The following is a 12,711-nucleotide window of genomic DNA, read 5'->3' as shown; positions in this document are numbered from 1 at the left end:
CGATCCGTCAGTTCTTCTTCGCGGCGAGCGCCTGCGCGACGGCGGCATTCACCGCGTCGTTGGCCGGCGCCGTGCCACTCAGGCGGGCGACAACATCGGAAGCCGCATCGACCGCAACCGCGCTGAGCGAGGCGAGCGCCTGCTGCTTGGCCGTGGCGATCCGGGCTTCCGCCGTCTTGGTCTGCTCGTTGATCTCGGCTTCCACCTTGGTGCGCAGGGCAGCGGCCTCGGCCGCCAGCTTGGCACGGGTGTCGCCGGCGATGCCCTGAGCCTTGGCGCGGGCCGTGGCCAGCGCCTGCTCATACTGGGCGATCGCAGCTTCCGTCTCGGTCTTCAGCCGGGCAGCCTCTGCCAGATCGGTCTCGAGGCGCTTGGCGCGCCCCTCGACCACATCAGCCACGCGCGGCAGCGCCAGCTTTGCCATCAACAGATAGAGGATGACAAAGGTGATCGCCAGCCAGACGAGCTGGGGCAGGAAGGTGGCTGTTTCGAGCTGAGGCATTTAACTCAGACGAACAGGATCAGCAGTGCGATCAGCAGGGCGAAAATGCCGAGCGCTTCGGTCACGGCGAAGCCCAGCATCAGGTTGCCGAACAGCTTCGGAGCGGCGCCCGGGTTGCGGAGCGCGCCATTGAGGAAGTTCGCGAAGATCAGACCCACGCCGATCGCCGCGCCGCCCATGCCGATCGCCGCGATGCCGGCACCGATCATCTTTGCTGCAGCAAGATCCATGATACTCATCCTTCTTTCTAGGTTTGAACTGATAGGTTGAACTAAAGAACTGAACTCAGTGGTGTTCCATGTTGACCGCTTCGGCCAGGTAGAGGCAGGTCAGGATCGCGAAGACATAGGCCTGCAGGAACGCGATCAGGAATTCGAGCGCGGTCAAAGCCGTGACCATGATCAGCGGCAGGATGCCGCTGGCCGAGAGCACGCCGCCCATGCCGATCATCGAGATGATGAAGCCGGCGAAGACCTTCAGGGTGGTGTGGCCCGCCAGCATGTTGGCGCAGAGACGAAGCGACAGCGAGATCGGGCGCGAGAGATACGAGATGATCTCGATCGGCACGATGATCGGCGCCAGCCACATCGGCACGCCGGCCGGCATGAAATGGGTGAAGAAGTGGATGCCGTTGCGGGCAATGGCGATCAGCGTGATGGCCAGGAAGACGAAGATGGCCAGCGCGAAGGTGACGATGATGTGGCTGGTGACGGTGAAGCTGTAGGGCATCATGCCGAGCATGTTGCTGAACAGCACGAAGACGAACAGCGTGAAGATGAACGGGAAATACTGGCGGCCGTTGGGGCCGACATTCTCGCGCACCATATTCTCGACGAAGCCGTAGGTCAGTTCGGCCACCGACTGCAGACGGCCCGGCACCAGGCTCTTCTGGCGCATGCCGTAGATCATCAGGAACGCGGCGCAGACAACGGCCAGAACCATGAAGGCCGAAGCGTTGGTGAAGGAGAAGGCCTGCAACTGGCCGCCTTCACCGCAGAAGGCGATGCACTTGACCTTGAATTGATCGAGCGGGCTAGCAGCCACGTTATTCCCCTTCTGTCTTCTTCGCGTTGCCGGCGGCTTCCGCCTCCTGGCCGCGCTGCATGATCATCGCGGTGCGGATCGCCGACCACATGGCCGTGGCGACCCCCAACAGAATAAAACCGAGCAGACCCCACGGTGCGGTGCCCAACCAGCGGTCGAGCCACCAGCCGATGAAGAGCGACACGACCACCGCCGCGACCATCTCGATGGCCAGCGACCAGGCCTTGCCCACTGCACGCATGGCGCGGGGGTCGGCATCCGGACGGCGACCTGCCGCCTCGACTGCCTTCCGCTCGCGCACCGTTTCCAGACCCTCCCCCAGACGCGCCAGGGCAGGATCGGAGAGTCCGCTGCTCTCGGGAGGGGTCTTATCCTGTTCGGCCATGCACAAGGCTCCGGCGCCAGAAGAGAGAAACACCCCCAGAAAGCGCCGGCACCATAGGAACAGGGTGCTGGGGCGTCAAGCTGCGGCGGGGCCTCGACAGATTTGAGAATCGATTGCATCTGCCAAATCAACCCCTTTGCAACACTAGGGTTTTTCTGGGCTATTACCGAAAGCCGGCGGGCGCCGATTTCTGTTGGCCCGACCGCCGTCCCGGGCTGTGCAGACGCTGCGACAATCCGCCGCAGCACCAGACCTAGGGCTGTGCGGCCGGCAGATCGGCGCAGGGATAGAGGGTCACCTCGCCCTGGATGGCGGCGATATTGGCGATCTGCGGCTGCTGGCCGAGCTTGTACAGAGTGATCCCGAACACGCCATAGGGGCTGCCATCGGGATTGCACAGCGGCACGATCAGGCGTTCGGCGCTCTGCTCAAGCCGGCCGGGCGGGGCAATGCGCCGGCGGCTGGTCTGGATTGCCGGCAGCTCCAGCATCCGGCGGTACAGGGCCGGGACCCGGGCGGCCATGGCGGGCGGCATCAGTTCGCTGGTGCGGCGGCCGATCAGGCTGCGGCCCCAGGCCTGGTTGACCCGGTCGCCGGCCAGCGTGCAGAGGAAATCCTCCTCGCCGGGCAGATACTGGTAAATCCACACATGGGGCAGGCAGTCGCGGATCTGCGCCGGATCGATGGCGGCGCGCGGCGCCATCAGGGGATTGGGACTGCCGCTGCGGCCACCGGCCCAGTGCCGCAACAGGCGCAGGAAGCGCCCATCAGCAAAGGACGGCCACTGGCCCTTCGGCCCGGTGACGTCTTCGCGGACCTCGTCACCGGCCCCCGCCGGCGGGCCGGCATGCCGTGCCGTGACGGCCATTTCCTGAAACATCATCGCCCCCGCCTTTTGATTTTATCCCGCCATGAAACCACCGGCGCGGGTGCGGCCACAATAACCCCCGGGGGTGGGGCCAGGGCCGATCAGGATTCGGGCAGGGTCTGGGGCAGCGCGGCGCAGGGATAATAGACCACATGCCGCCCGACCTGGGGCGGATGCTCGGCCTGGGTGACCGGATCGAAGTGGTACAGCGACAGGCCGAAAATGCCATAGGGCCGGCCATCCGCGTCGCTGACCGGCACCACCAGGCGTTCGGCCGCCTTTTCCTGGCGGTCGGCCGGCGAAATACGGCGATGGCTGACATGCAGCGCCGGGGTCAGCACGATGCGGCGGTAAATCTCCTGGGCGACGGCGGCGCTGTCGGCGGGCATGAAATCCTGCGGCGTCTTGCCGATCAGGCTCTGGCCCCAAGCCTCGTTGACCCGCTCGCCGGCCAGGGTGCAGACGAAGCGGTCTGCCTCGGCGCGATACTGGAACAGCCAGACATCGGGCAGGCAGGATTTCAGCTCGATCGGATCGATCGCACTGCGCGGCATCATCGCGCCAAGTTTGCCGTCCGTCATGGGGCGGCGCTCGGCCCAGTGGCGCAGGAACAGAGTCAGCTGCGGATTGGCGAAAGATGGCCAAACGCCAGCCGGAGCGATATCACCGCTGGCTTCGGAGGAAGGGAATTGCTGCATCGCCGCTTATGCTAGGCGAGCGCCCCACGGCCGTCGAGGTACAGAAGCGGTAACGTGTCTCAACCGCAGGTGTGGCCCAGGAAAAAATTACGATGTGCCGCAGGTGCGGCACTGGGAATCAAGATGTGCCGCAGGTGCGGCACTGGGGATCGCGGCGCAGGCGGACGGTGCGGACATCGCCGCGCAGGGCGTCATAAAGCAACAAGCGGCCGGAAAGACTGTCGCCCAGAGCGAGGATTTCCTTGACCACTTCCAGCGCCTGCAGGCTGCCCATCACGCCGCCCAGCGCACCCAGCACGCCGGCTTCCGAACAGGCCGGCACGCTGCCCGGCGGCGGCGGCTCGGGGAAGACGCAGCGATAGCAGGGATGCGGCGCGCCCAGATGCGCCTTGAAGGTGGAAAGCTGGCCATCGAAGCGCAGCATCGCCGCCGTCACCAGCGTCTTCTTCAGGCGGTAGCAGGTGTCGTTGACCAGGAAACGCGTGTCGAAATTGTCGCTGCCATCGGCAACGATATCGTAGGCGCCGATCAGCGCATCGGCATTTTCCGGCGTCAGCCGTTCGGTATGCTCGACCACGCGCACATGCGGATTGAGCGACGCGATGGCCACCGCAGCGCTTTCGGTCTTGCGGCGGCCGATATCCTCGGTGCCATGCAGAACCTGACGCTGGAGATTCGACAGCGACACGGTGTCGTCATCGACGATGCCGAGCGTGCCGATGCCGGCCGCCGCCAGATACAGCAGCAATGGCGAGCCGAGGCCACCCGCGCCGATCACCAGCACGCGCGCGGTCTTCAGCGCCTGCTGCCCGGCGCCGCCGACCTCCGGCAGGATGATATGCCGTGAGTACCGCTCCAGCTCGTCCCTGCTGAACACGGCGCTTACAGGCCGTCGAACAGCGCCGTCGAGAGATAGCGTTCGGCAAAGGAGGGAATGATCACCACCACGGTCTTGCCTTCCATGCCCGGCCGTGTCGCCACTTCAAGACCGGCGGCAACGGCGGCACCCGACGAGATGCCGGCCGGAATGCCCTCCAGCCGGGCCAGGCGGCGCGAGGTCTCGAAGGCGGTTTCGTTGCCGATGGTGATGATCTCGTCGATCAGGCTGGTATCGAGATTGCCCGGGATGAAACCGGCGCCGATGCCCTGGATCTTGTGCGGGCCGGCCTTGCCGCCGGAAATCACCGGGCTGTCTTCCGGTTCCACCGCGACGATGCGCACGCCCGGCTTCTTCTGCTTTAGCACGCTGCCGACGCCGGTGAGCGTGCCGCCGGTGCCGACGCCGGAGATCACCACATCGACCTTGCCGGCCGTATCGACCCAGATTTCCTCTGCCGTCGTGCCGCGGTGGATTTCCGGATTGGCCGGATTCTCGAACTGCTGCGGCATCACGCTGCCGGGGATTTCCTTCAGCAGCTCGTCGGCACGGGCGAGCGCGCCCTTCATGCCCAGACCCGGCGGGGTGAGTTCGAGTTCCGCGCCGAGGAACTTGAGCATCTTGCGGCGCTCCATCGACATGCTTTCCGGCATGACGAGAATCAGGCGATAGCCCTTGGCGGCGGCGACGAAGGCGAGCGCAATACCGGTATTGCCCGAGGTCGGCTCGACGATGGTGGCGCCGGCCTTGAGCTTGCCCGAGCGTTCCATCGCCTCGATCATGGCGATGCCGATGCGGTCCTTCACCGAATTCAGCGGATTGAAGAATTCCAGCTTGGCCAGCAGCTCGGCCTTGCAGCCGGCCTCGCGGGCCAGGCGGTTGATGCGCACCAGCGGCGTGGCGCCGATGGTGTCGACGATCGAATCATAGACCTTGCCGCGCGGGGCATTGAAATGACGGATCGTGTTCGGCTTGGACTCGGTCATGATTCCTCCGGATTTTTTCACCGTCATGCCGGGCTTGATCCGGCATCCCATTTTCCTGCATGAAAAGAAAATGGGATTCCCGCCAAGAAGATTTCCCTGGGCGGGAATGACGAGCAAGGGTCAGATGGCGAAATTGTCGGCGCCTTCCAGCGCCGCGGCAAAGCCGCTGGTCTCGGCCCGGCTGCACAGGTCTTCCAGCGTGATGGTGTCGATCCGGGCCAACACGATGGCCTGGCATTCCTCCCAGATCGGCTGCACCGTGCGCTTGCCCAGCTCGGACCCGGCGGAGAAATCCTCCTCGCCTTCGGCATCCAGCTCGGACACGATACGCACCACCTCGCCCACCGTGATGCGGCGCCGTTCGCGCGCCAGCGTATAGCCGCCGCGCGGACCACGCACACCCTTGAGCACGCCATTGCGCACCAGATGCTGCATCACCTGTTCGAGATAGCGCTGCGGCACATTCTGCCGCGCGGCGATATCCTTGGACTGCACCGGCTCGGGACGCGCATGGAAGGCGATATCGACCACCGCTTCCAGCGCATGCATGGTGCGCCGCGTACACTTCAACATGCGTTCAGTCTCCTGCTGCTGTTTTGGGCGTTGCCACGCCGGTCGAACCGAAGCCGCCGGCGCCGCGCTGGGTCTCGGGCAGTTCCGCCACCGGCACCCATTCGGCCCGGCTGTAGGCGGCGATCACCATCTGCGCGATGCGCTCGCCGCGATTGATGGTGAACGGCGCGCTGCCGTGATTGATCAGGATGATGCCGACCTCGCCGCGATAATCGGCATCGATGGTGCCGGGCGAATTGAGCACGGTGACGCCCTGCTTGAGCGCCAGGCCCGAGCGCGGCCGCACCTGGGCTTCAAAACCCGGCGGCACCGCGATGCTCAAGCCCGTCGGCACCAGCCTGCGCTCGCCCGGCTGCAGCACCACCGGCTCGGCGATGGCCGCCAGCAGATCGAGGCCGGCGGCATCTTCGGTGGCATAGGCCGGCAGCGGCAGGCCTTCGGCATGCGGCAACTGCCTGATCGGTACATGCAGGGGAACAGGACGCGTCATCACGAACCTTTCTTGAGCGGTACGGCTTTGGATTTTTCCGGGCCGGCAAAATGCTGGGCAATCCGGGCGGCGAGCCGGGCGGCGACCTCGGCCTTGGTCAGGCGCGGCCAGTCCTCGACGGCACTGGCGGTCACCAGATGCACGGTGTTGCTGTCGCCGCCGAAGGTGCCGGTGGCTTCCGACACATCGTTGGCGAGAATCCAGTCGCAGCCTTTCGCCGCCAGCTTCTTCTGCGCATGGGCGACCACGGTTTCGGTCTCGGCGGCGAAACCGACCACCAGCGCCGGACGGCGCTTTTTATCCGTGGTGCTGATGGCGCGCAGGATATCGGGGTTCTCGGCGAGTTTGAGCACCGGCGGCAGGTCGCCGCTCTTTTTCATTTTCTGCGGCGCTTCCACCGCCACGCGCCAGTCGGCGACAGCGGCGGCAAACACGGCGATATCAACGGGAAGGTCGAGGAAGCAGGCGGAGAACATGTCGCGCGCCGCTTCCACATGCACGGTCTTCACGCCCGGCGGATCGGGCAGGGTCACCGGCCCCGTCACCAGGGTCACATCGGCGCCGCGCGCCGCCAGTGCCGCGGCAATCGCATGGCCCTGCTTGCCCGAGGAGCGATTGGCGATGTAGCGCACCGGATCGATGGCCTCGTGCGTGGGACCCGAGGTGACAATCGCCTTGCGGCCTTTCAGGTCCTGCTGCAGCGGCTGCACGGTGCTGGCAGGCGGCTGCACCAGCAGCAGATGTTTGGGCAGCGGCTTGCCGAACTGCGCCTCGATGGCGGCGACGATCTCCAAAGGCTCGGCCATGCGCCCCGGTCCGAATTCGCCACAGGCCATCTCGCCATCATTGGGCCCGATGAAGGCGACACCGTCGGCTTTCAGCTGTGCGACATTGCGCTGGGTGGCCGGGTGATACCACATGCGCACATTCATCGCCGGCGCCACCAGCACCGGCTTGTCGGTGGCGAGCAGCAAAGTGGTGGCCATGTCATCGGCCAGACCGGCTGCCATGCGGGCGAGGATATTGGCGGTGGCCGGCGCGACCACGACAAGATCCGCGTCGCGCGACAGTTCGATATGGCCCATCTCGGCTTCGTCGGTCAGCGAGAAGAGATCGTCGGAAACCTTCTCGCCGCTGAGTGAGGAGACGCTTAAGGGGGTGACGAACTGCGCGGCCGACCTGGTCATGGCGCAGCGGACGGAGGCGCCACGCTCCCGCAGGCGCCGGATCAGGTCCAGCGCCTTATAGGCGGCAATACCGCCCGAAATCACCAGCAGAATACGCTTACCCTTGAGCACAGTTTCCTCGGTTTTCTGATAAAAACCATTCGGAATCGGCCATATTACGTGGCTGATATGTGCTTAAAGGTAATCCCCGGACCCGGAAAGCACAAGTCCTGAGGGGACTTTTAAACGTGCTGGCCGCCGTTGATGTGGATTTCGGCGCCGTTCACATAGGACGAGGTCTGGGTGCAGAGGAAATAGATGGTCGAGGCCACCTCTTCCGGCTTGCCCAGGCGATGCATGGGAATGTCGCGCCGCACGATCTCGTCGGTGCCGGGCGAGAGGATCGCGGTATCGATCTCACCGGGCGCGATGGCGTTGACCCGCACGTTATGCGGACCGAACTCGCTGGCCATCTCGCGGGTCAGCGCCGCCAGCGCGGCCTTCGAAGTGGCATAGGCCATGCCGGCGAAGGGATGCACGCGGCTGCCGGCAATCGAGGTGACATTGACGATCGAGCCCTGGGCCGCCTTCAGCTCGTGGAACAGGCCCTGGCCCAGCAGCGCCACCGAGAAGAGATTGACGTTGTAGACATGCATCAGCGTCTTCAGATCGGTATCGAGCACGCCGAGCCGCGAGCCGCCCGGACCCTTGGGCGAGATGGCGGCATTGTTGACCAGCGCATCGAGCTTGCCATCGGGCAGCCGGGTCTTGAGATCGGCGATCATCGCCGGCAGTTTTTCGATGTCGTTCAGATCCATCTGCACATGGCTCTCGGCGCCGCCCTCCCAGGGGCAATGTTCCGAGAAGGGATGCCGCGACACGGTGAAGACCCGCCAGCCGGCAGCCGAGAAGCGCTTCACGGTGGCATGGCCGATGCCGCGGCTGGCGCCGGTGAGGATGAGAGTGCGTTGACGATCCGACATGGGGTGAGAACCTATCGCAACGATATGGGCGGCGCCAGCGGCGCTGTCCCCGTCTCACACGAATTCCCCGCTTGATTCCTGTGCCTGCCGACAGGTGCTTCAGATTCCCGGTTTCGGCGCCGTTACCGTGGCCGCGCCCAGGCGGTTGTTGATGTAATATTCATCACGCGGAAACAGGTCGGCATTCAGCAGGGTGGCGCTGCCGCCCGGCTGGGCCGGGCTGTGCAGGATGGCATCGCGGAACAGGCGGTCGGCCGACGCTGTGTCGATGCCGGCGGCGGCGAAATGGCGCTGCGTCGCCGGCAGCGCGAACAGCCGCGCCAGCCGGCCGTGATCGAGCTGCACCGGATGGCGCGATCCGATCAGCACCGGAAAGGGCTGCAGCATCGTCACATGCGGGAAGACGGCGCTGAAGGTGGCGACGCTGCGCGCCGTCGGTCCCCATTGCACATAGATGCCGTCGTCATCCAGCGCGGCCAGCACCAGCTGCATGAATTCCTGCGAATAGAGCAGGCCGCTATGGGAGGACTCGGGCAGGATCGCATCGGCCTGGATCACATCGTAGCGGCGGTCGGCGGCGAAGATGGCGCGGCGGCCGTCGCCGACCACGAATTCATAGCGCGGATCCCTGAGCAGCCCGGCAATGGCGGAATCCGGTTCGCGCGCGGCGAAGGCCCGCAGCACCTCGAAGACCGGTCCGACCAGTTCCACCACGCGCACGCGCTGGGTCGCCGGATTGACGCCGGCCGCAAACGGCGTGCCGCCGCTGCCCGAGCCGATCACCAGCACATCTTCGGGTGCGGGATGCAGCAGCGGCCCGACCGCGCCGAGGAAGGCATGCTCGATCAGGAAGGGCCATTTCGACTGGGTGAAGCCCTGGATGAAAAACGGACTGGCGCTGCCATCGTCGCTGAGACGGAACAGCGCCAACCCTGAGCGGTCCTCCGCCACCAGGATGTCGTGATGCGCGGCGGCCTGATGCAGGCGCGCCCAGAATTGCGCATTGCCGGGGAAGGCAGCGATCACCGCCGCCAGCACCGCCGCGAGCGCCGCCGCGCCGCGCCAGGCGCGCGACTGGTTTTCACGCCAGGCCGCATAGCTCCAGTACAGCAGCAGCGCGACCGCGAGCAGCGCCACCAGTTTCAGGCTGCCGGCGGTGCCGAGCCAGTGCAGGGCGGCAAGGCCGGTGGCCAGACTGCCGGCCGCGTTGCCAAGGATATTCGCCACCTGGACAGCGGCGACGCGCCAACCGAGACGGCTCAGGTCGGTCTGCACCGCCTGCTGCGCCAGCGGGAAGGAGATGCCGAGCAGTAGTGACGGCGGCGCCACCAGCAGCACGGTGACGCCCAGCGCCATCAGCAGCGGCGTGCCGTAATGGCGCGTGGTCTCGGCCGCCAGCAGACCTTCCCACCAGCCGGCGCCGGCCAGCCAGTAGACGCCCCAGATCGAGGCCAGGGCATAGAGCGTGGCAAAGGCCTGCACGGCGAAGAAAGCCGCGCGCGTGTCGCGCAGTTTTTTGAGCCAGACCGCACCGATCACCATGCCGAGGCCATCGGCGAGCAGGAAGCTGCCGAGAATGGTGGCGAAGCTGTAAGCGGTGTATTGCGCGATCACGCCGGCGACGCGGACCCAGAGGATTTCCAGCGCAACGATCGCAAAGCCCGAGACGAACACCAACACCGCCCAGGTGGCGAAGCCGAAACTGCCGGCGGCGGCAGCGGGCTGCGGCGCTTCCACCGGCGCCTGCTGCGGGGCCGCGGTCGCATCGCCGCGCCACAGCAGCAGGCCGATGGCGGCGGCGACAAGATTGAACAGGGCGGCGATGCGCAGGGAATTCTCGTAGCCCAGCGTGCCGATCAGCCACCAGCCGCCGAGCAGCGCGCCAAGGCCGGCGCCCAGCGTGTTGAGGCCGTAGAGCCAGCCGATGCGCGGCGCAGCATCGGCCAGCGAATGGATCGCCGCCTTGGCCAGCAGCGGCAGCGAGGCGCCCATCAGCATGGTGGGGATCAGAATGCCAGCGAAGCAGACCGCGAAGATGCCCCAGCGGCTGGGCACCATTGGACCGATCACCTGCACGACGAAATCATAGAGGAAGGCGCGGCTGCCGAGCGCAAACACGCCGATGCCGATCTCGCAGAGCACGAAGCCGATCAGCGCGGCGCGCATGCTGAAGCGGTCGGTCACCGCACCCGAGGCCAGGCTGCCGAGCCCGAGACCGAGCAGGAAGGCGCCGACCACCAGCGCTGCGGTGACAGCATCCGAGCCCGCAAAAAGCCCGAGCATGCGCTGCCAGACGATCTGGTCGATCAGCGCCGCAAAGCCAGACAGGAAGAAGGCGACACATAACGCCAGAAAGGACACCCGCGTCAGAAACGCCACCGGGCGCGCGGATGCGCCAACGCCTGCCTGCACCATTTTTGGTTCCCCCACTGCTGTCCGATTTTGTACAGGGCCGCCCTGCCCGCACGCCAGCAGAAATGTATGCAGTCGGCCATTTGTGGCGGTGCGGCGGGATTTTTTTCGTCGCCCCGCCGTTTTACCAGCCCGCCCCGGCCCTTCGCCGGATCAGCGGCGCGTCAGGGAGCTTGTATGAATTCCGCCTACACCATCGGTATCGAAGAAGAGTATTTCCTGGCCCATGCCGAGAGCAAGAATGCCGTCTCGCGCATGCCGAAGGCGCTGATCCGGCGGGCCCGCAGCCTGCTGGGCGACCAGGTGACGCCGGAACTGCTGCAGTCGCAGATCGAAGTGGTGACGCCGGTCTGCCACTCGCTGGACGAGGCGCGCCAGCATCTGCGCGGCTATCGCGCCGCCCTGAAGCAGACGACGCGGGAGTTCGGCCTGGAATTCTTTGCCGCCGGCACGCACCCGCTGGCGGAATGGAACGAGCAGACGCCGACCGACAAGCCGCGCTATCACAAGCTGGCCGACGACCTGAAATTCCTCGCCATGCGCAACATGATGTGCGGCATGCATATCCATGTGGAAGTGACCGACCCGCATGAGCGCATCGACGTGATGAACCGCGTGCTGCCCTTCCTGCCGATCCTGCTGGCGCTCAGCACGTCATCGCCGTTCTGGCGCAAGCATGCCACCGGCCTGATGGGCTATCGCCTGGCGGCCTATGACGAGCTGCCGCGCACCGGCATGCCAGATTTTTTCGCCAGCCTGGAGGATTACGACACGCTGATCGGCACCATGGTGCAGGCCGGCGTGATCGAGGATGCCAGCCATGTCTGGTGGACGATCCGGCCCTCCGTGCGTTTCCCGACGCTGGAGCTGCGCATCGGCGATTCCTGCACCCATGTGGAAGACACGCTGTGCATCGCCGCGCTGTATCGCTGCCTGGTGCGTGCGCTGCGCCGTCGCAAGGACATCAACAGCGTATGGCGCAATCATACCCGCGTGCTGATCGAGGAGAACCGCTGGCGCGCCCAGCGCTATGGCACCACCGAAGGCCAGATCGATTTCGAACAGAAGCGCCTGGTGCCGTTTCCCGAGGTGATCGAGGCGCTGCTGGCGCTGGTGGCCGAGGATGCCGAGGCGCTCGGCTGCATGGCGGAAGTGCAGCATGCGCGCACCATCCTGACGCGCGGCACCTCGGCGGCCGAGCAGATGGCGCTGTATCGGCGCGCGCGGGCCGAGGGCGCCAGCCGGGTGGCGGCGCTGCGTCGCGTGATCGGCTGGCTGGTGGAGACGACGGTCGCCTGACATGGCTGTCGCCTGACGCCGGCCGCATTATAATGACGGGCCATGAACGACGATTCCGATCCCGTTGACGCCCTGCGTCTCGACAAATGGCTGTGGCTGACCCGGTTCTGCAAGACCCGCGCGATCGCGCAGAAGCTGGCGGGCAAGGGCCGCATCCGCATCAACGGCCGTCCGGTCGACAAGCCCCATGCGCTGGTGCGGGTGAACGACATCATCACCCTGCCATTGCCGGCCGCAGTCAAAGTGCTGAAGGTGCGGCAGCTGCCCGAGCGGCGCGGTCCGGCGCCGGAAGCCCAGGCGACCTATGAACTGATCCCGTAAAGCCCGGTTGACGGGGAACTGTTAGTATACGAATAATTGACCCGGATTGGCCCCTGTGCTACCCGACGGGCCGCCGCTGCCCCATATCAGCGGCCCAGACGCCACCA

15 protein-coding genes are annotated in these 12,711 nt (G+C 65.8%); 2 read left to right on the top strand and 13 right to left on the bottom strand.

Annotation, left to right across the window (positions count from 1 at the left end; all coding sequences use genetic code 11):
• Positions 1-7 precede the first annotated feature (7 nt).
• The 13 genes from AC1ROB_RS05070 to AC1ROB_RS05010 all read right to left on the bottom strand — a co-directional run bounded on the left by AC1ROB_RS05070 (position 8) and on the right by AC1ROB_RS05010 (position 10,987).
• A complete protein-coding gene (locus tag AC1ROB_RS05070; protein WP_492973397.1) occupies positions 8-502 on the bottom strand; it encodes a F0F1 ATP synthase subunit B family protein in 495 nt (164 codons plus the stop codon).
• Between the two features lie 5 nt (positions 503-507).
• On the bottom strand, positions 508-732 hold the full coding sequence (locus AC1ROB_RS05065; RefSeq protein WP_341978682.1) for a F0F1 ATP synthase subunit C: 225 nt from the start codon (positions 730-732) through the stop codon (positions 508-510).
• A gap of 55 nt (positions 733-787) precedes the next feature.
• The gene (locus AC1ROB_RS05060; protein ID WP_492973398.1) at positions 788-1,546 is read right to left on the bottom strand and encodes a F0F1 ATP synthase subunit A; all 759 of its coding nucleotides are present in this window, start codon (positions 1,544-1,546) and stop codon (positions 788-790) included.
• Position 1,547: 1 nt separating this feature from the next.
• The gene (locus tag AC1ROB_RS05055) at positions 1,548-1,931 is read right to left on the bottom strand and encodes an AtpZ/AtpI family protein (protein ID WP_492973399.1); all 384 of its coding nucleotides are present in this window, start codon (positions 1,929-1,931) and stop codon (positions 1,548-1,550) included.
• A 253-nt stretch (positions 1,932-2,184) separates the two neighbouring features.
• On the bottom strand, positions 2,185-2,814 hold the full coding sequence (locus tag AC1ROB_RS05050) for a PAS domain-containing protein (RefSeq protein ID WP_492973400.1): 630 nt from the start codon (positions 2,812-2,814) through the stop codon (positions 2,185-2,187).
• Positions 2,815-2,900: 86 nt separating this feature from the next.
• Positions 2,901-3,497, bottom strand: coding sequence for a PAS domain-containing protein (locus tag AC1ROB_RS05045; protein ID WP_492973401.1), 597 nt, complete (start codon positions 3,495-3,497; stop codon positions 2,901-2,903).
• A 118-nt stretch (positions 3,498-3,615) separates the two neighbouring features.
• Entirely contained in the window at positions 3,616-4,374 is a 759-nt protein-coding gene (locus AC1ROB_RS05040) for a HesA/MoeB/ThiF family protein (RefSeq protein ID WP_492973402.1), read from the bottom strand.
• 5 nt (positions 4,375-4,379) lie between these two features.
• Entirely contained in the window at positions 4,380-5,360 is a 981-nt protein-coding gene (gene cysK / locus AC1ROB_RS05035) for a cysteine synthase A (RefSeq protein WP_492973403.1), read from the bottom strand.
• 120 nt (positions 5,361-5,480) lie between these two features.
• Positions 5,481-5,933: an RrF2 family transcriptional regulator gene (locus AC1ROB_RS05030; protein WP_492973404.1), complete on the bottom strand. Its 453-nt coding sequence runs from the start codon at positions 5,931-5,933 to the stop codon at positions 5,481-5,483.
• Between the two features lie 4 nt (positions 5,934-5,937).
• The gene (gene dut, locus AC1ROB_RS05025; RefSeq protein ID WP_492973405.1) at positions 5,938-6,423 is read right to left on the bottom strand and encodes a dUTP diphosphatase; all 486 of its coding nucleotides are present in this window, start codon (positions 6,421-6,423) and stop codon (positions 5,938-5,940) included.
• The gene (gene coaBC, locus AC1ROB_RS05020; protein ID WP_492973406.1) at positions 6,423-7,721 is read right to left on the bottom strand and encodes a bifunctional phosphopantothenoylcysteine decarboxylase/phosphopantothenate--cysteine ligase CoaBC; all 1,299 of its coding nucleotides are present in this window, start codon (positions 7,719-7,721) and stop codon (positions 6,423-6,425) included. The genes dut and coaBC overlap by 1 nt, the downstream gene beginning before the upstream one ends.
• A gap of 110 nt (positions 7,722-7,831) precedes the next feature.
• Entirely contained in the window at positions 7,832-8,572 is a 741-nt protein-coding gene (locus AC1ROB_RS05015) for an SDR family NAD(P)-dependent oxidoreductase (RefSeq protein ID WP_492973407.1), read from the bottom strand.
• A 99-nt stretch (positions 8,573-8,671) separates the two neighbouring features.
• Positions 8,672-10,987, bottom strand: coding sequence for a fused MFS/spermidine synthase (locus tag AC1ROB_RS05010; RefSeq protein WP_492973408.1), 2,316 nt, complete (start codon positions 10,985-10,987; stop codon positions 8,672-8,674).
• Positions 10,988-11,161: 174 nt separating this feature from the next.
• Between AC1ROB_RS05010 and AC1ROB_RS05005 the strand changes: the two genes are divergently transcribed.
• Positions 11,162-12,283: a carboxylate-amine ligase gene (locus AC1ROB_RS05005; protein WP_492973409.1), complete on the top strand. Its 1,122-nt coding sequence runs from the start codon at positions 11,162-11,164 to the stop codon at positions 12,281-12,283.
• A 42-nt stretch (positions 12,284-12,325) separates the two neighbouring features.
• A complete protein-coding gene (locus AC1ROB_RS05000) occupies positions 12,326-12,604 on the top strand; it encodes an RNA-binding S4 domain-containing protein (RefSeq protein ID WP_492973410.1) in 279 nt (92 codons plus the stop codon).
• Positions 12,605-12,711: the final 107 nt, after the last annotated feature.

It is taken from the genome of Ferrovibrio sp. GW821-FHT12F09 (assembly GCF_058806775.1).
Note: the sequence above shows the minus strand (reverse complement) of the source record. Positions and strands in the feature narration are given on the sequence as shown.